This is a genomic window from Stenotrophomonas maltophilia group sp. vghtpe118, from assembly GCF_052605195.1.
On the sequence record NZ_CP199672.1, the window covers coordinates 185,890 to 202,098 of the forward strand.

Below are 16,209 nucleotides of genomic sequence, written 5' to 3' on the forward strand. Positions count from 1 at the left end.
GGCCGGCAACCTCACGATCATCGTCCACCGGTGTTGGGTTGCCGGCCAGCGGCCGGCACTACCGTGCGGGTGGGTTGTAGATCCACGCCATGCGTGGATAACCGTGAACAGGCCTCAGGCCTGCAGCAGCTTGCGGGCGGCGGCGCGCGCTTCCTTGCTCACTTCCACGCCGCCGAGCATGCGCGCCAGCTCTTCCTCGCGCGCCTTGTTGTCCAGCTTTTCCACTGCGCTCTGGGTCATGCCTTCCACCGGGGCCTTGCTGACCCGGTAATGGGCGTGGCCCTTGGAAGCGACCTGCGGCAGGTGGGTCACGCACAGTACCTGGCGCTTCTCGCCGAGCGCGCGCAGCTTCTGGCCGACGATGTCAGCCACCGCGCCGCCGATGCCGGAGTCGACCTCGTCAAACACCATGGTCGGCACCGCATCCAGGTCCAGCGCGGCCACTTCGATGGCCAGCGAGATACGTGACAGTTCACCGCCCGAGGCCACCTTGCGCAGGGCGCGCGGCGGCTGGCCGGCGTTGGCCGCCACCAGGAACTCGACGCGCTCGGCACCCTGCGGGTCGGGCTTGCCGCTGTCCTGTGGCTCCAGTTCGATCAGGAACTGGCCGCCGCCCATGCCGAGCTCGGCGATGATGCCGGTGGTGGTGGCCGACAGTTCGGCAGCGGCGCTGCGGCGGCTGGCGGTCAGCACTTCAGCCTGTACGCGCCAGGCGGCGGCGGCCTTGTCGATCTCGCCGGCCAGGCGCTGCAGGCGCTCATCGGCACCGCGCAGTTGCTCCACTTCGGCATGCATGCGCTCACGTTGCGCGCCCAGCTCGTCCATCGGCACGCGGTGCTTGCGGGCCAGGTCGTGCAGGCGGCCGAGGCGGCGCTCGTTCTCCTCGAACTGTTCCGGGTCGGCGTCGAGGTCGTCGTGCACGCGATCAAGCAGCGACAGGGCTTCGTGCAGCTGGATCGAGGCGTTCTCGATCAGGCCGTCCACCTCGCCCAGGCGCGGGTCGTGCTCGACCAGCCGCGACAGCTCGTGGCGCACTTGCTGCAGCAGGTCCAGCGCGGAGCTGCCGTCTTCACCGTTGAGCTGGTTGCTGGCCGCCTGGCAGGCGCTCAGCAGGGCGCTGGCGTGGGCCTGGCGGCGGTGGCTGGCACCCAGTGCGGCGATCGACTCCGGTTCAAGGTCCTCGCGGTCCAGTTCGCGCAGCTGGTGCTCCAGGAAGCCGATCCGGTCACTGACGTCGCCCTGTTGCGACAACGCCAGCGATTCATCGACCAGTGCCTGCCAGGCCGCGGCGGCATGGCGCACCTGGCGGCGCTCGTTCTCGTTGCCGGCATAGGCATCCAGCAGGGCCAGCTGCGACGGGCGCGCCAGCAGCGCCTGCTGTTCATTTTGGCCGTGGATCTCCACCAGCAGCGAGGCCAGGTCGCCCAGCTGTGCCAGCGTCACCGGGCGGCCATTGATCCAGGCCCGCGAGCCGCCGTCGGCGCGGATTACGCGGCGCAGCTGGCATTGGTCCTCGTCGTCCAGCTCGTTGTCGGCCAGCCACTGGCGGGCGGCCTGCAGCTGCTCCAGCGCGAACTCGGCGGAAAGCTCGGCGCGTGCGGCGCCATGGCGGACCACGCCGCTGTCGGCGCGCAGGCCGGACAGGAAGCCCAGTGCGTCGACCATCAGCGACTTGCCGGCGCCAGTCTCGCCTGAAACCACGGTCATGCCTGGCCCGAACTCCAGTTCGGTGGCGCGGACGACGGCGAAATCCTTGATCGAAAGATGTCTGAGCATGGGTAAGGGGGTGTCAGCAGCCGCGCAACGCTAGCACGCGGGCGCGGGAGGTCCAATGACTTGCCAAGGCGATGCGCCGCCATTATCTAGTGTCCGTGTCTCACAGGTTGATTCCATGCACGGTTCTCCCGACCAGCTTGCCCCGCGTGCGCGCCACCTGCTGCGCACGCTGATCGCGCGATACATCCAGGACGGCGAGCCGGTCGGCTCGCAGACGCTGGCGCGCGTGGCCGGCCTGGAGGTCAGCCCGGCCACCATCCGCAACATCCTGGGCGACCTGGAGGATCTGGGCCTGCTGGCCTCGCCACATACCTCGGCCGGCCGCGTCCCGACCGCGCATGGCTACCGGGTGTTCGTCGACAGCCTGCTGCAGATGCAGCCGCCGGGCGAGGGCGAGCTGGCCCGGTTGCGCCAGGAACTGGCCGGCGGCGGCAGTACCCAGGCCCTGCTCGGCAGCGCCTCGGAGCTGCTGTCGGCGATGAGCCACTTCGTCGGCGTGGTCAGCGCCCCGCGGCGTGAGCAGTTCGCCTTCCGCCAGATCGATTTCGTGGCGCTGGACGGGCGCCGGGTGCTGGCGATCCTGGTATTTGCCGACAACGAGGTGCAGAACCGGGTGATCGAGACCCGGCAGGAGTTTGCGCCAGGCCAGCTGGAGCAGGTCGCCAATTACCTCAATGCGCATTTCGCCGGCCTGCCGATGGCCGAGATCCGTACCCGCCTGCTGCTGGAGCTGCGCGACGCCCGGTCCGAACTGGAGCAGTTGCTGGCCCACAGCATCGAACTGGCCGAGCAGGCCCTGCAGCCGGCGGCCGACGACATGCTGGTGGCCGGGCAGACCCGCTTGATGGGCGTGCAGGACCTGTCCGACCTGGAGCGCCTGCGCGAACTGTTCGAGCTGTTCTCCAGCAAGCGCGAAATCCTGCAGCTGCTGGAGCGGACCATCCAGGCGCCGGGGGTGCGCATCTTCATCGGCGAAGAGACCGGAATGATGCCGCTGCAGGGCGTCTCGCTGGTCACTGCCCCTTACACCGCCAATGGCCAGGTGCTGGGCGTGCTGGGCGTGATCGGTCCCAAGCGGATGGCCTACGACCGGGTGATCCCACTGGTCCAGGCCACCGCCGATGTGCTTGGCGCGGCCTTTTCGCCGGCCGGACGCACGCCGGGAACATCCGACGCTTGAAACGCAGCATCCCGCCCACACTAGGGTGGGTGGAGGCGGAGAGTGACCGCCAGGGACCCAGACATGAACCACGAACATCCAGATATCGAATCCCAGCAGAGTGCCGCCGATGCGGCTGCCACCGCCGGCGTCAACGACGAAGTCGAGCGCCTGCGCGCCGAAGTCGAGCAGGTCAAGGCCGATGCGCTGCGTGAGCGCGCCGACCTGGAAAACCAGCGCAAGCGTGTTGCCCGTGACATCGAGCAGGCCCGCAAGTTCGCCAACGAGAAGCTGCTGGGCGAGCTGTTGCCGGTGTTCGACAGCCTGGATGCCGGCCTGAAGGCCGCCGGCGACGACCCGCACCCGCTGCGCGAAGGCCTGGAGCTGACCTACAAGCAGCTGCTCAAGGTCGCTGCCGACAACGGCCTGGTCCTGCTGGACCCGATCGGCCAGCCGTTCAACCCGGAGCACCACCAGGCCATCAGCCAGGCGCCGACCCCGGGCGCTGCCCCGGGCAGCGTGGTGACCGTGTTCCAGAAGGGCTACCTGCTCAACGAGCGCCTGCTGCGGCCGGCGCTGGTGGTGGTGGCCGCCGACTGACCCTGCCGGGCCGGGCGGCGGGAATCACCTGCGACCCGGCCCGACGCTGAACGCGCCGCGCGACCGGAAACACAGCGTTCGGGAGGTGGCTTGAATGTTCCACGGGCCTCCCCCACATCGTATTCATCCACCGGCCGAACGGCCGGACTGACCCCAACAAGCATCCTCAGGAGTCTCCCCCATGGGCAAGATCATTGGTATCGACCTCGGCACCACCAACTCGTGCGTGGCGATCATGGACGGCGGCAAGGCCCGCGTCATCGAGAATTCGGAAGGCGATCGCACCACCCCGTCGATCGTCGCCTACACCAAGGACGGCGAAGTCCTGGTCGGTGCCTCGGCCAAGCGCCAGGCCGTGACCAACCCGAAGAACACCTTCTACGCGGTGAAGCGCCTGATCGGCCGCAAGTTCACCGATGGCGAGGTGCAGAAGGACATCGCCCACGTCCCGTACAGCATCCTGGCCCATGACAATGGCGATGCCTGGGTCGCCACCAGCGACGGCAAGAAGATGGCCCCGCAGGAAATCTCGGCCAAGGTGCTGGAGAAGATGAAGAAGACCGCCGAGGACTTCCTCGGTGAGAAGGTCACCGAAGCGGTCATTACCGTGCCGGCCTACTTCAACGACAGCCAGCGCCAGGCGACCAAGGACGCCGGTCGCATCGCCGGCCTGGACGTCAAGCGCATCATCAACGAGCCGACCGCGGCTGCGCTGGCCTACGGCCTGGACAAGGGCGACAACAAGGATCGCAAGATCGTGGTGTACGACCTGGGCGGCGGCACCTTCGACGTCTCGGTGATCGAGATCGCCAATGTCGACGGCGAGAAGCAGTTCGAAGTGCTGGCCACCAACGGCGACACCTTCCTGGGTGGCGAAGACTTCGACAACCGCGTCATCGAGTACCTGGTTGAAGAATTCAACAAGGACCAGGGCATCGACCTGCGCAAGGATCCGCTGGCCCTGCAGCGCCTGAAGGATGCTGCCGAGCGCGCCAAGATCGAGCTGTCCAGCGCCCAGCAGACCGAAGTGAACCTGCCGTACGTCACCGCTGACGCGTCGGGTCCGAAGCACCTGAACATCAAGCTGACCCGCGCCAAGCTGGAAGCACTGGTGGACGACCTGATCAAGAAGTCGATCGAGCCGTGCCGCGTCGCCCTGAACGATGCCGGCCTGCGTTCGAGCGACATCAGCGAAGTGATCCTGGTCGGCGGCCAGACCCGCATGCCGAAGGTGCAGCAGGCGGTGACCGAGTTCTTCGGCAAGGAACCGCGCAAGGACGTCAACCCGGACGAAGCCGTGGCACTGGGTGCGGCGATCCAGGGTGGCGTGCTGGGCGGCGACGTCAAGGACGTGCTGCTGCTGGACGTGACCCCACTGTCGCTGGGTATCGAAACCATGGGTGGCGTGTTCACCAAGATCATCGAGAAGAACACCACCATCCCGACCAAGGCCTCGCAGGTGTTCTCCACCGCCGAGGACAACCAGTCGGCCGTGACCGTGCACGTGCTGCAGGGTGAGCGCGAACAGGCCCGCTTCAACAAGTCGCTGGCCAAGTTCGACCTGTCCGGCATCGAGCCGGCCCCGCGTGGCCTGCCGCAGGTGGAAGTGTCCTTCGACATCGACGCCAACGGCATCCTGCACGTGTCGGCCAAGGACAAGAAGACCAACAAGGAACAGAAGGTCGAGATCAAGGCCGGTTCGGGCCTGTCCGAGGAAGAGATCGCGCGCATGGTCGCCGACGCGGAAGCCAACCGCGAGGAAGACAAGAAGTTCCAGGAACTGGTGCAGGCCCGCAACCAGGCCGACGCCCTGATCCACGGCACCCGCAGCGCCATCACCGAGCACGGCAGCAAGGTCGGCGGCGATGTCATCGGCAAGGTCGAGGCGGCGCTGGCCGACCTGGAAACCGCGATGAAGGGCGACGACAAGGCACAGATCGAAGCCAAGTCGAAGGCACTGGAAGAAGCTGGCCAGTCGCTGTTCGCCGCTGCTTCGGCCGACCAGGGCGGTGCCCCGGGTGCCGACGCCGGCAATGCCGGCAAGGCGCAGGATGACGTGGTCGACGCTGAGTTCACCGAAGTCAAGGACGACAAGAAGTCCTGATCCGGACCGACGCGGGACGCTGGCCACCAGCGTCCCGTTGTCGCATCAGGGTCCTGACCGCCCACCGGCGTGTCGGGGCGCCCGACGCAAGAGCGGACCTGGTTCCGCTCTTCCGCTTTGACGAATCCCGACTTTCCGGAACCCGATTCACGATATGAGCAAGCGCGATTACTACGAAGTGCTGGGCGTTGCCCGCACCGCCACCGACGACGAGCTGAAGAAGGCGTACCGTCGCTGCGCGATGAAGTTCCATCCGGACCGCAACCCGGGTGATGCGGCGGCCGAGGCCTCCTTCAAGGAGTGCAAGGAAGCCTACGAAGTGCTGTCCGACGGCAACAAGCGCCGCATGTACGACAGCCACGGCCACGCCGCGTTCGAGCACGGCATGGGCGGCGGCGGCCCGGGCGGCCCGGACATGAACGATATCTTCGGCGATATCTTCGGCAACATCTTTGGCGGTGGCGGCGGTGGTCCGCGCCAGGCCCGTCGCGGCGCCGACATCGGCTACGTGATGGAGCTGGATCTGGAAGAGGCCGTGCGCGGCGTCGAGCGCCGCATCGAGATTCCGACCCTGGCCGAGTGCGGCGACTGCGATGGCAGTGGCTCCGAGGACGGCAAGGTCGAGACCTGCAACGTGTGCCATGGCCGCGGCCAGGTGCGCATCCAGCGCGGCATCTTCGCCATGCAGCAGGCCTGCCACAACTGCGGCGGCCGTGGCCAGATCATCGCCAAGCCCTGCAAGACCTGCCACGGCAACGGCCGCGTCGAGGAAGACAAGGTGCTGTCGGTGAAGGTGCCGGCGGGCGTCGATACCGGTGACCGCATCCGCCTGCAGGGCGAGGGTGAAGCCGGGCCGGCCGGTACGCCGCCGGGCGACCTGTACGTGGAAGTGCGCGTGCGCGAGCATGCGATCTTCCAGCGCGATGGCGACGACCTGCACTGCGAAGTGCCGATCCGCATCTCGCAGGCGGCACTGGGTGACACCGTGCGCGTGGCTACCCTCGGCGGCGAAGCGGAGATCCGCATTCCGGCCGAGACCCAGACCGGCAAGCTGTTCCGCCTGCGCGGCAAGGGTGTGCGTTCGGTGCGCAGCCGCAGCGAAGGCGACCTGTATTGCCGCGTGGTGGTGGAGACTCCGGTCAACCTCACCACCGAACAGCGCAAGCTGCTGGAGCAGTTCGAAGCCACCTTCGTCGGCGAGGAAGCGCGCAAGCATTCGCCGAAGTCGGCCACCTTCATCGACGGCGTGAAGGGCTTCTGGGACCGGATGACGTCCTGAGTTTTTCAACCGAAGCGTTAAGCGGAAGCGCCGGGCCATGCCCGGCGTTCTCGTTTGCGATCTGCGATGGTTTCCGCCGGGCATGCGCCGCGATGGTGGATCCACGCCATGCGTGGACGGCGTTACCGGAAAAACGCCGCAGGTGTCTGCCCCAGCTGGCGCTTGAACATGCTGGTGAACGCGCTGGGGCTGTCGTAGCCCGTCGCCAGCGCGACATCGATGACCTTGTCACCGACCGCCAGCCGTTCCATCGCGGCCAGCAGCCGTGCCTGCTGCCGCCACTGGCCGAAGGTCATGCCCAGCTCGGTGGCGAAGCGCCGCTGGATGGTTTTCACGTCCACCTCCAGCGCCTGTGCCCAGTCCTGCAGTGTGGCGTCGTCGCCGGGGTGCTTCTGCAGGTGTTGGCAGATCCGCAGCAGGCGCGGGTCGCTTGGCGCAGGCAGGTGCAGAGGCAGCACGTCCATGCGATGCAGTTCGTCCAGCAGAAGGCGCACCACGCGGCCATCGCGGCTGTCCTCGATGTGCTCGCCCTTGACCAGCGTGGCGGCCTGCAGCAGCTCGCGCAGCAGGGGCGACACCTGCACCGCGAACGGCTCGGTCGGCAGGTGCGGGGCAAACGGCGGGTCGATGTACAGGCTGCGCATGTGCACGGCGGCGATGCAGTCCACCGCGTGCACCATGCCGGCCGGCATCCAGATCGCGCGGTTCGATGGCACCACCCAGCGCCCGACTTCCGACCGCACCACCATCAGGCCGGAGATGGCGTAGACCAGCTGGTGGCGCTGATGCTTGTGACCAGGGATGTGGGTACCTACGGGGTACTGGGTGACCCGATAGGTGACCGGGCGATGCAGTGGAACCTCCCGCCAGGGCGCGGCCGGATCGACGTCACTGGCTATGTCCTTTTTGCGATAGGGCATGACCTGAACGCGGCAGAAGGGAGGGAAGGGCAACCGTAGCATGCGGGGCTCGCCCCCAACCTGACTGCGTCCATGTCCACCCTGGCTTCTCCCGCAACGACCTCACGCCCGGCGGCCCCCGGCGTGCTGGCCGCCATTTCCACCTCGCACGTCGTCAACGACATGATGCAGTCGCTGATCCTGGCCATCTATCCGGTGATCAAGGGTGGCTTCAGTCTCAGCTTCACCCAGATCGGCCTGATCACGTTGACCTATCAGCTCACTGCGTCGATCTTCCAGCCGTTGATCGGTGTAGCCACCGACCGCCGCCCGGCACCGTATTCGCTACCGATCGGCATGGCCTCGACCTTGTGCGGCATGCTGCTGCTCGGCTTCGCGCCGAACTACGCGATGGTGCTGCTGGCAGCGGCAATGGTCGGCATCGGCTCGGCGATCTTCCATCCGGAGGCCTCGCGCATCGCGCGGCTCGCCTCGGGCGGCCGTCATGGCTTCGCGCAGTCGGTGTTCCAGGTGGGGGGCAATTTCGGTACCGCGTTGGGCCCCCTGATTGCGGCGGCAGTGATCGTGCCGTACGGCCAGCATGCCGCGTCGTGGTTCGCAGGCGCGGCCCTGATCGGCATCGCGCTGCTGACCTATGTCGGCCGCTGGTACGCGCTGCATCTGGGCACGCCGCGCCCAGCCAGTACCGCCTCGATGGCGCCGCGCCATCCACCACGCACGGTGGCCAAGGTGCTGGCGATCCTGCTGGTGCTGATCTTCAGCAAGTACTTCTACATGGCCAGCATCGGCAGCTACTTCACCTTCTACCTGATCCACCATTTCGGCATCCCGGTGGCGCAGGCGCAGCTGCACCTGTTCGCGTTCCTGGTGGCGTCCGCCGCTGGCGGCTTCCTCGGCGGCCCGTTGGGTGACCGGATCGGCCGCAAGCCGATCATCTGGACCTCGATCCTCGGCGTGGCGCCGTTTGCGTTGATGCTGCCGCATGCCGATCTGCTGTGGACCACGGTGCTCGCGGTACTGATCGGCTTCGTGCTGTCCTCGGCATTCTCGGCCATCGTGGTGTACGCGCAGGAGATGATGCCGCACCGCATCGGCATGGTGTCCGGCCTGTTCTTCGGTTTCGCGTTCGGTATGGGCGGGCTGGGTGCCGCCGTGCTCGGCCTGTTGGCGGACAGGACCAGCATCGAGTACGTCTACCAGCTGACCGCGTTCCTGCCGTTGCTGGGCATCGTGGCGGCGTGGCTGCCGCCGTCGCGGCCTGCTGCTCGCTGAGGGGGTTGGGTTGCAGGGCTTGCAGCCCTGCACCCGCAGAGGCAACGGCAACAGCCGAAGCGCGCTATCCGTGGATTGGCGGGGTGGGTCCGGTTGCGGGGGACGCCGTGAATACGTCCCTGCAGGCTCGGTCGCGCCATCCATGGCGCTCACGCCCCCGCAACCGGACCCACCCCGCCTTCGACAGTTTCCTGCGATTTGTCGGAACGGTGTACTGCTCTGGTAGGTGTCGACCTTGGTCGACACGGTAGACCCATGCCATGCGTGGATGAATTCATTTGATATCTGACAGATGTGTCTACCAAGGTCGACACCCACCAACAGCCGCAGTTACCAACAGCCGCGTGAACCTGTCGAAGGCGGGGCGGTGTCGGAGTGCGGGGTGTCAGCCGCATGGATGCGGCTGCCAAGCCTACAGGGACGTACTTGCGGCGTCCCCGCATTCCGACACCGCCCCGCTACCCCACGGATAGCTCGCTTTTGCCGTTGCCGTTACTTGCAGCTTCGGCATGTGCAGGGCTGCAAGCCCTGCCGAAAACCCCCTTGGGCGTAGAATGCGACCATGAGCGAATCCCTTGATAACCACCTGGTCCACGGCCGCCGCCAGCGGCCCGACGGCCCGTCGCCGATCGATGTCATCTCGGTCCAGTCGCAACTTGTCTACGGCCACGCCGGCAACAGCGCTGCCGTACCGCCGATGCGCGCGCTGGGCGTGCGCGTGGCAAGCATTCCGACGGTGCTTCTCAGCAACGCGCCGTTCTACGACACCACGCGTGGCCGCGTGCTGCCGGCTGACTGGTTCGCCGACCTGCTGCTGGGCACCCACGAACGCGGCCTGCCGCAGCGGGCGAAGATGCTGGTCTCCGGCTACTTCGGCAGCACCGCCAACGGTGCCGCCTTCGCAGACTGGCTGGACGACATCCTGCCGGGCTGCCCGCAGCTGCGCTATTGCCTGGACCCGGTGATTGGCGACACGCACACCGGCCCCTACGTGGAACCCGGGCTGGAAGCGATCTTCGCCGAGCGCCTGCTGCCGCATGCCTGGCTGGTGACGCCCAACGCTTTCGAACTGAATCGCCTGACCGGCATGCCGGCGCTGGCCGAGGCCGATGCCCTCGCCGCCGCGCGCACGCTGCTGGATCGCGGCCCGCATTGGGTGATCGCGCACAGCGTGGGCGGCACCCCGGGTGAACTGGTGACCCTGGCCGTCGGCCGCGAGGAAACCTGGCGCTGGACCTCGCCGCTGCTGCCGGTGGACGTGGCCGGTACCGGCGATGTGCTGATGTCGCTGGTGGTGTCGTTCCTGCTGCGCGGCGAATCGATGCAGCAGGCGATTTCGCGTGCGATTGCCGGCACCCATGCGGCGCTGGAGGCGACCCTGGACAACGGCTTCGAGGAATTCGACGTGGTCGCCGCCGCGCCGGCGGCGCTGGCCGAAGGAATGCGCTTCCGCGCCGAACGCGTGGCATGAGCGGCCTGGACCCACGCACGCCGCGCACGGTCGGCATCATCGGCAGCGCTGGCGCCTACGGGCGCTGGCTGACCCGCTTCTTCCAGCAGCACCTGCAGCTGCAGGTGATCGGCCACGATCCGGCCGACCCAGGTTCGCACACGCCGGAACACCTGCTGGCGCAGGCCGATGTGCTGGTGTTCTCGGCACCGATCCGGCACACGCCGGCGTTGATCGCCGAGTACGTGCGGCAATCGGCGGGCCGCGAGCAGGGCAGGCTGTGGCTGGATGTGACCTCGGTAAAGGAGGCGCCGGTGCAGGCGATGCTGGCCTCGCAGGCCGAAGTGGTTGGCCTGCACCCGATGACCGCACCACCGAAGGCGCCGACCCTGAAGGGGCGGGTGATGGTGGTCTGCGAAGCGCGGCTGCAGCTCTGGCAGGCGTGGGTCGATACGCTGTGCGCCGCGCTGCAGGCCGAGTGCGTGCGGGCCACGCCGCAGCACCACGACCAGATGATGGCGCTGGTGCAGGCGATGGTGCATGCCACCCATCTGGCCCAGGCCGGCGTGTTGCGCCAGTACCAGCCGCAGCTGGGCGATCTGGCTGCGATGATGCCGTACCGTTCGGCATCGTTCGAGCTGGATACGGCGATCATTTCGCGCATCCTGTCGCTCAACCCGGCGATCTACGAAGACATCCAGTTCGGCAACCCGTATGTGGCGCCGATGCTGGAGCGGCTGGTGGGCCAGCTGCAGGCCCTGCAGGCGCAGGTCGGGCAGGGGGACGACGGTGCACGTGATGCCTTCCGCGAGCAGCTCCTGTCGGCCAATCGCAGTGCTTTCGGTGAGCAGGCGCTGGCGGACGGCAACTATACGTTCGAACGCGTGGGCTATCTGCTGGCCGATCTGACCGAGCGCAACGCGCTGTCGGTGCACCTGCCGGAAGACCGGCCGGGCTCGCTGCGTGAGCTGCTGAATGTATTCGAGCAGCATCGCATCAGCCTGGCCTCGATCCATTCCTCACGTACGCCCGGCGGCGAAGTGCACTTCCGCATCGGGTTCATCGCCGGCAGTGATCCGGCCGCGATCACCCGGGCGGCTGCGGAAGTGGATGCCAGCGGCATCGGGCGGGTGCTCGGCTGACCACATTCATCCACAGGTGGTGTGGATGGATCCTAAGCAAATGTGTGGATAACCTCGCTCAGCCCTTGCTGGGAAAGGCTGTCAAGATACCTGGCGAAAAATTGGCCGCGCTTCTTTGTTGGGTCGAGCCATGCTCGACTCCTTTTGGCGACAAGCGTGTCGACCCAGGTCGACACCTACCAGAGCGGAGGATGGAGATCCGGTAGCGCGAGCGCGGAGCAGCACGAATGCGGTAGCGCCGGGCCATGCCCGGCGAACCTCAGATCGTCAACCGCAGTTCACCACCACTGGTGGTGAACTCGCGTCCATTGCGCACCAGCTGGCGCCCGTCATCCAGCTCATAGCGCGGCGTGGCTTCGGAGTGGTGCCCGCTGCCGTTCGCCTCGGGCTTGAATTCGATGATGATGTGGCTTTCGCCATTACTGTCGACGGCGGGGAACTGACGGAACGACATCGCGTACCTCCTTCAGCGGATGCTGCGGGTGCGCGGCCAGCTTGGTCTTGCCGATGTTAGCCGGCCGTCATCAATCGATGAACTGCAGTCGGGCCAGTTCAGCGTACAGTCCGCCTTCGGCCAGCAGCTGCGCATGGGTACCTTCGGCGACGATACGGCCCTGGTCCATCACCACGATGCGGTCGGCCTTGAGCACGGTGGCCAGGCGGTGGGCGATGACCAGCGTGGTGCGACCGGCCATCAGCCGCTCAAGTGCCTGCTGCACGCCATGCTCGCTCTGCGCATCCAGCGCGCTGGTGGCTTCGTCCAGCAGCAGGATCGGCGCATTCTTCAGCAACGCGCGGGCGATCGCCACGCGCTGTTGCTGGCCACCGGACAGGCGCGCACCGCGTTCGCCCAGTTCACTGTCGTAGCCTTGCGGCAATGCTCGCAGGAAGCCATCGGCCTCTGCTGCACGTGCGGCGTCCTCGACCTCGGCGTCGCTGGCCTGCAGCCTGCCGTAGCGGATGTTGTCGCGTGCACTGGCTGCGAACAGCGTCGGCTGCTGCGGTACCAGTGCCAGCTGCGCGCGCAGCTCGGCCGGATCGACCTGGCGCACGTCGATGCCATCCACGCAGATGCGGCCGCTGGCCGGATCGTGGAAGCGCAGCAGCATGGACAGCACCGTGCTCTTGCCTGCGCCCGACGGGCCGACCAGGGCCACGGTCTCACCCGGGCGGACATGCAGATTGAAGTGGTCCAGCGCGGCCTGGTCCGGGCGCTGCGGGTAGTGGAACACCACGTCGTCGAACTGGATTTCGCCGCGTAGCGGTTGCGGCAGTGCATGTGGCTGCGCGGGCGCACGGATCTCGATGTCTTCCTGCAGCAGCTCGCTGATACGGCCCATGCCACCGGCCGCACGCTGCAGCTCGTTCCACACTTCGGCCAGGGCGCCCACCGAGCCGCCGCCGATCAGCGCGTACAACACGAACTGGCCCAGCGTGCCGGCACTGAGGCGGCCGTCGATGACATCGTGCGCGCCCAGCCACAGCACGCCAACGATGGCGCCAAATACCAGCAGGATGGCGCTGGCGGTAACCAGTGATTGCGCACCGATGCGCCGGCGTGCGGCACCGATGGCATCGCCCAGCGCCTTGTCAAAGCGCCCGCGCTCATAGGGCTCGCGCGCATGCGCCTGCACCGTGCGCACGGCGCCCAGCGTCTCGCTGGCCAGGCTGTTGGCATCGGCGATGCGGTCCTGGCTGCTGCGCGCAACCGTGCGCAGCTTGCGCGCGCCGATGATGATCGGCAGCACCGCCAGCGGGATGCCGAGCAGTGACCACGCGGCCAGCCGCGGGCTGGTGACGAACAGCATCGCCAGGCTGCCGACCACGGTGACGCTGCTGCGCAGGGCGACCGACATGGTCGAACCGACCACGCTGCGCAGCAGTTCGCTGTCGGCGGTCAGGCGCGAGACCAGTTCGCCGCTGCGGCTGCGGTCGTGGAAACCGGCGCCGAGCTGGATCAGGTGTGCGTACAGGCGGCTGCGCAGGTCGGCGACGACCTTCTCGCCCAGCAGCGACACGAAGAAGAACCGTGCGGCCGTCGCCAGTGCCAGCACCACCGCCACCAGCATCAGCAGGGCGAAGGCACGGTTGATCTGGCCACCGCTGGTGAAGCCGTGGTCGATCATCTGCTTCACGGCGGGGGGCAGGCTCAGCGTGGCGGCCGAAGAGACCGCCAGGGCCAGCAGCCAGGCGGTGAACAACCCGCTATGGCGGCGCACGAACGGCCACAACGTCCGCAGGCTGCCGAGGCGGCGCAGCGGCGGGGTCGAGGCAGGGGCGTCGTCCTTGTCAGTCATCCTGGGTGTCGTCTTGTATGCGGATACGGTCACGGGTGGCGTCGCGCAGGCGGATTTTCAATGCATCGACCTGATCGGCCGGCAATTCGGCCCGCAGGCACACGCCGTTGGCATCGAACCGTTCATCGAGCTTCCCGGCGCCGAAGGCGGGCAGGGTGGCGTGCAGGGTGCCCAGGTCCTCGAAGCCGGCCAGCAGCTGCAGCCGGGCCATCGCCACCAGGGGCAGGCGGGGGGCGGTGCGCAGGCACTCGGCGGCAGCGCCACCGTAGGCGCGCACCAGTCCACCGGCGCCCAGCTTGATGCCGCCGAACCAGCGCGTCACCACCACCATCACGCGGTCGAACCCCTGGCCATCGATCGCCGCCAGGATCGGTCGTCCGGCCGTTCCGGCGGGCTCGCCATCGTCGCTGGAGCGGTAGTCCTGGCCGTACCGGTAGGCCCAGCAGTTGTGGGTCGCGTCGGCTGCTGCAACCTGCTGCAGGATCGCCATGGCCGCTGCGGCGCTGTCGATCGGCGCAGCATGGGCGATGAAACGACTGTGTTTGACTTCCAGCGTGTGGCTGACAGGCTGGGCGAGGGTATCGAGCATTCCCGTCATTCTACGGGGTCGCCGGAGATCACGTTCTGCTTCAGTCGTCCAGCAACGGGCGCAGGTCGCGCGGCAGGCGTGCTTCCGGATACTGTTGCACGTAGCGCTCCAGGCTGGCGCGGGCCAGATCGCGCTGGCCATCGTCGCGACGCGCGCGGATTTTCTGCAGCCACTGCCGGCGCGGCAGTCGCGCGTCGGCGTCCACCTCGGCCTGCACGGCATCCGCGCTCAGGCCCGCATCGCTGCCGCGGCGCATGACGCCCGGTGCGGAACGGCTGGGCGCCTCACGCTTCATCGAGGTGATCTCCACCCGATCCAGCGCCTGCGCCCGCTCGGCCTCGGTGGCATTGGCTGCCGGTGCCGCCGCCGTGCGTGCTTTCATTGCCCCGGACGCTGCTGGCGCGAATGCCGGTGCGGGTGCCGAGTAGGCGGTCGGTGCAGGTGGCGCGGGCGGTGCTGCAGCCGGAGCGGACGGGAGCGTCGCAAAGGAGGTGTCGGCGGCCGCATCCGCAGCCATGGATCGTGCGGCCTGGGCCGGCACTTCAGCGGTCTTGGCCGGCGCAGGCTTGTGCGCACGCGCGATGGCCGGCGCTGGGGCAGCGGAAACAGGGGCGGACTCGGGTGCTGCCGGCGCAGCGGCTGGTTCCGCAACCGCCACTGCGCTGTGGGCCGAACCACTTCCAGCGGCCTGATCGGCAGTCGCGACGTCTTCTGCCGCAGCCGGTGCTGCGGCAACAGCAGTCTCGCCCGCCGGAACCGGCGGCGGTTCAGGACGCAGCTGCCAGGCGATGCCGATGGCGAACACCATCGAAGCGGCGATGCCGAACACCGCTGGCCAACGCGGGCCTGTGCGCTGCTTGCGCGGCGCCTCGGGAGAGGCGGCAACATCTGTACCCGGAGCGTCCACGGCGGCACGCGCCGCAGCCAGGATGGCGGCGTCCAGTGCGGCCGGTGGTGCCTGCTCGGCGCGACGGCCGAGCAGCCGGGCCAGCTCGCGTTCTTCCGGCGTCAGCGGTTCGTCTCGGTTCATGCGTTCAATCCCGCACGCAGCTTGTCCATCGCATAGCGCAGCCGCGATTTCACGGTTTCCCGGCCTACGCCGGTGATCTGGCCGATCTCCTCCAGGCTCAGTTCCTGATCCAGCCGCAGTTGCAGCACTTCGCGCTGCTCCGGCGGCAATTGCTCCATCGCCAGCTGGATGCGGCGACGTTGTTCGAATTCGGAAAGTTCGGCTTCCGGGGTCTGCCCGTCCTCGATCGCGGCCAGGCGCAGGTCGGCGTCGGCCGGCGCGGCAGGGCGATGGCGGGCGGCGCGCCAATGGTCGTTCAGGCGGTTGTGGGCGATGCGGAACAGCCAGGTGCTGAACGCCGCTTCGGGCTGCCACCCGGCACGGGCGCTGATCACCCGCTGCCAGACGTCCTGGAAGATCTCCTCGGCCAGCGCGTTGTCGCGCAGTTGGCGCAGCAGGAAGCCGAACAGTCGTTTGCGATGGCGCGCATACAGGCTTTCGAACGCGTGCAGGTCGCCGCCGGCCCAGGCCAGCATCAAGGCTTCATCGGTTGGCAGTGCGCTGGCTTCCACGGCGTACAGGGTAAGGCCTGCAGGCGATGGCGCATAGCCG

Annotated in this window: 14 protein-coding genes; 7 read left to right on the plus strand and 7 right to left on the minus strand. The window is 67.7% G+C overall.

The window, feature by feature from the left end; genetic code table 11:
- Positions 1 to 114: 114 nt before the first annotated feature.
- Positions 115 to 1,776, minus strand: coding sequence for a DNA repair protein RecN (gene recN, locus ACUDTM_RS01040; RefSeq protein WP_445391061.1), 1,662 nt, complete (start codon positions 1,774 to 1,776; stop codon positions 115 to 117).
- Between the two features lie 115 nt (positions 1,777 to 1,891).
- On the opposite strand from recN, the gene hrcA reads away from it, so the two are divergent.
- The 4 genes from hrcA (at position 1,892) to dnaJ (ending at position 6,918) form a co-directional block, all read left to right on the plus strand.
- Positions 1,892 to 2,956 (plus strand): heat-inducible transcriptional repressor HrcA, encoded by a 1,065-nt coding sequence (gene hrcA / locus ACUDTM_RS01045; protein WP_005416180.1) that lies wholly within the window; start codon positions 1,892 to 1,894, stop codon positions 2,954 to 2,956.
- Positions 2,957 to 3,019: 63 nt separating this feature from the next.
- Positions 3,020 to 3,535, plus strand: a complete 516-nt coding sequence (grpE, locus tag ACUDTM_RS01050; protein WP_061477936.1) for a nucleotide exchange factor GrpE — start codon at positions 3,020 to 3,022, stop codon at positions 3,533 to 3,535.
- Positions 3,536 to 3,716: 181 nt separating this feature from the next.
- Positions 3,717 to 5,639 (plus strand): molecular chaperone DnaK, encoded by a 1,923-nt coding sequence (gene dnaK / locus ACUDTM_RS01055; RefSeq protein ID WP_005416183.1) that lies wholly within the window; start codon positions 3,717 to 3,719, stop codon positions 5,637 to 5,639.
- Between the two features lie 154 nt (positions 5,640 to 5,793).
- Entirely contained in the window at positions 5,794 to 6,918 is a 1,125-nt protein-coding gene (dnaJ, locus tag ACUDTM_RS01060) for a molecular chaperone DnaJ (RefSeq protein WP_072168303.1), read from the plus strand.
- Positions 6,919 to 7,040: 122 nt separating this feature from the next.
- Here dnaJ and ACUDTM_RS01065 read toward each other — a convergent pair whose 3' ends face one another.
- Entirely contained in the window at positions 7,041 to 7,838 is a 798-nt protein-coding gene (locus tag ACUDTM_RS01065; protein ID WP_065179663.1) for an AraC family transcriptional regulator, read from the minus strand.
- A gap of 72 nt (positions 7,839 to 7,910) precedes the next feature.
- Here ACUDTM_RS01065 and ACUDTM_RS01070 point away from each other — a divergent pair, with 72 nt between their 5' ends.
- The 3 genes from ACUDTM_RS01070 (at position 7,911) to ACUDTM_RS01080 (ending at position 11,702) form a co-directional block, all read left to right on the plus strand.
- Positions 7,911 to 9,110 carry an MFS transporter gene (locus ACUDTM_RS01070; protein ID WP_072168302.1) on the plus strand — a complete coding sequence of 400 codons (1,200 nt, stop codon included), beginning with the start codon at positions 7,911 to 7,913 and terminating at the stop codon, positions 9,108 to 9,110.
- A 562-nt stretch (positions 9,111 to 9,672) separates the two neighbouring features.
- Positions 9,673 to 10,581 carry a pyridoxal kinase gene (gene pdxY, locus ACUDTM_RS01075; protein WP_061477932.1) on the plus strand — a complete coding sequence of 303 codons (909 nt, stop codon included), beginning with the start codon at positions 9,673 to 9,675 and terminating at the stop codon, positions 10,579 to 10,581.
- Positions 10,578 to 11,702 carry a prephenate dehydrogenase gene (locus ACUDTM_RS01080; protein ID WP_088497661.1) on the plus strand — a complete coding sequence of 375 codons (1,125 nt, stop codon included), beginning with the start codon at positions 10,578 to 10,580 and terminating at the stop codon, positions 11,700 to 11,702. Before pdxY ends, ACUDTM_RS01080 begins: the two co-directional genes overlap by 4 nt.
- 259 nt (positions 11,703 to 11,961) lie before the next feature.
- On the opposite strand, the gene ACUDTM_RS01085 is transcribed toward ACUDTM_RS01080, so the two are convergent.
- The 5 genes from ACUDTM_RS01085 to ACUDTM_RS01105 all read right to left on the minus strand — a co-directional run bounded on the left by ACUDTM_RS01085 (position 11,962) and on the right by ACUDTM_RS01105 (position 16,133).
- Complete coding sequence (locus ACUDTM_RS01085) at positions 11,962 to 12,156, minus strand: hypothetical protein (protein ID WP_005416191.1); 195 nt, start codon at positions 12,154 to 12,156, stop codon at positions 11,962 to 11,964.
- A gap of 70 nt (positions 12,157 to 12,226) precedes the next feature.
- The gene (locus tag ACUDTM_RS01090; RefSeq protein ID WP_072168300.1) at positions 12,227 to 13,999 is read right to left on the minus strand and encodes an ABC transporter transmembrane domain-containing protein; all 1,773 of its coding nucleotides are present in this window, start codon (positions 13,997 to 13,999) and stop codon (positions 12,227 to 12,229) included.
- Positions 13,992 to 14,588, minus strand: coding sequence for an IMPACT family protein (locus ACUDTM_RS01095; RefSeq protein ID WP_072168299.1), 597 nt, complete (start codon positions 14,586 to 14,588; stop codon positions 13,992 to 13,994). Before ACUDTM_RS01095 ends, ACUDTM_RS01090 begins: the two co-directional genes overlap by 8 nt.
- A 40-nt stretch (positions 14,589 to 14,628) precedes the next feature.
- Positions 14,629 to 15,618, minus strand: coding sequence for a hypothetical protein (locus ACUDTM_RS01100; RefSeq protein ID WP_088497660.1), 990 nt, complete (start codon positions 15,616 to 15,618; stop codon positions 14,629 to 14,631).
- The gene (locus tag ACUDTM_RS01105) at positions 15,615 to 16,133 is read right to left on the minus strand and encodes an RNA polymerase sigma factor (RefSeq protein ID WP_229298559.1); all 519 of its coding nucleotides are present in this window, start codon (positions 16,131 to 16,133) and stop codon (positions 15,615 to 15,617) included. The genes ACUDTM_RS01100 and ACUDTM_RS01105 overlap by 4 nt, the downstream gene beginning before the upstream one ends.
- Positions 16,134 to 16,209 lie beyond the last annotated feature (76 nt).

Coding starts and splice junctions, on each gene's coding strand:
- ACUDTM_RS01070 (WP_072168302.1), top strand. CDS start 7,911: ATGTCCACCCTGGCTTCTCCCGCAACGACCTCACGCCCGGCGGCCCCC.
- dnaK (WP_005416183.1), top strand. CDS start 3,717: ATGGGCAAGATCATTGGTATCGACCTCGGCACCACCAACTCGTGCGTG.
- ACUDTM_RS01085 (WP_005416191.1), bottom strand. CDS start 12,156: ATGTCGTTCCGTCAGTTCCCCGCCGTCGACAGTAATGGCGAAAGCCAC.
- ACUDTM_RS01090 (WP_072168300.1), bottom strand. CDS start 13,999: ATGACTGACAAGGACGACGCCCCTGCCTCGACCCCGCCGCTGCGCCGC.
- pdxY (WP_061477932.1), top strand. CDS start 9,673: ATGAGCGAATCCCTTGATAACCACCTGGTCCACGGCCGCCGCCAGCGG.
- recN (WP_445391061.1), bottom strand. CDS start 1,776: ATGCTCAGACATCTTTCGATCAAGGATTTCGCCGTCGTCCGCGCCACC.
- ACUDTM_RS01100 (WP_088497660.1), bottom strand. CDS start 15,618: ATGAACCGAGACGAACCGCTGACGCCGGAAGAACGCGAGCTGGCCCGG.
- ACUDTM_RS01095 (WP_072168299.1), bottom strand. CDS start 14,588: ATGCTCGATACCCTCGCCCAGCCTGTCAGCCACACGCTGGAAGTCAAA.
- hrcA (WP_005416180.1), top strand. CDS start 1,892: ATGCACGGTTCTCCCGACCAGCTTGCCCCGCGTGCGCGCCACCTGCTG.
- ACUDTM_RS01105 (WP_229298559.1), bottom strand. CDS start 16,133: ATGCTGGCCTGGGCCGGCGGCGACCTGCACGCGTTCGAAAGCCTGTAT.
- dnaJ (WP_072168303.1), top strand. CDS start 5,794: ATGAGCAAGCGCGATTACTACGAAGTGCTGGGCGTTGCCCGCACCGCC.
- ACUDTM_RS01065 (WP_065179663.1), bottom strand. CDS start 7,838: ATGCCCTATCGCAAAAAGGACATAGCCAGTGACGTCGATCCGGCCGCG.
- grpE (WP_061477936.1), top strand. CDS start 3,020: ATGAACCACGAACATCCAGATATCGAATCCCAGCAGAGTGCCGCCGAT.
- ACUDTM_RS01080 (WP_088497661.1), top strand. CDS start 10,578: ATGAGCGGCCTGGACCCACGCACGCCGCGCACGGTCGGCATCATCGGC.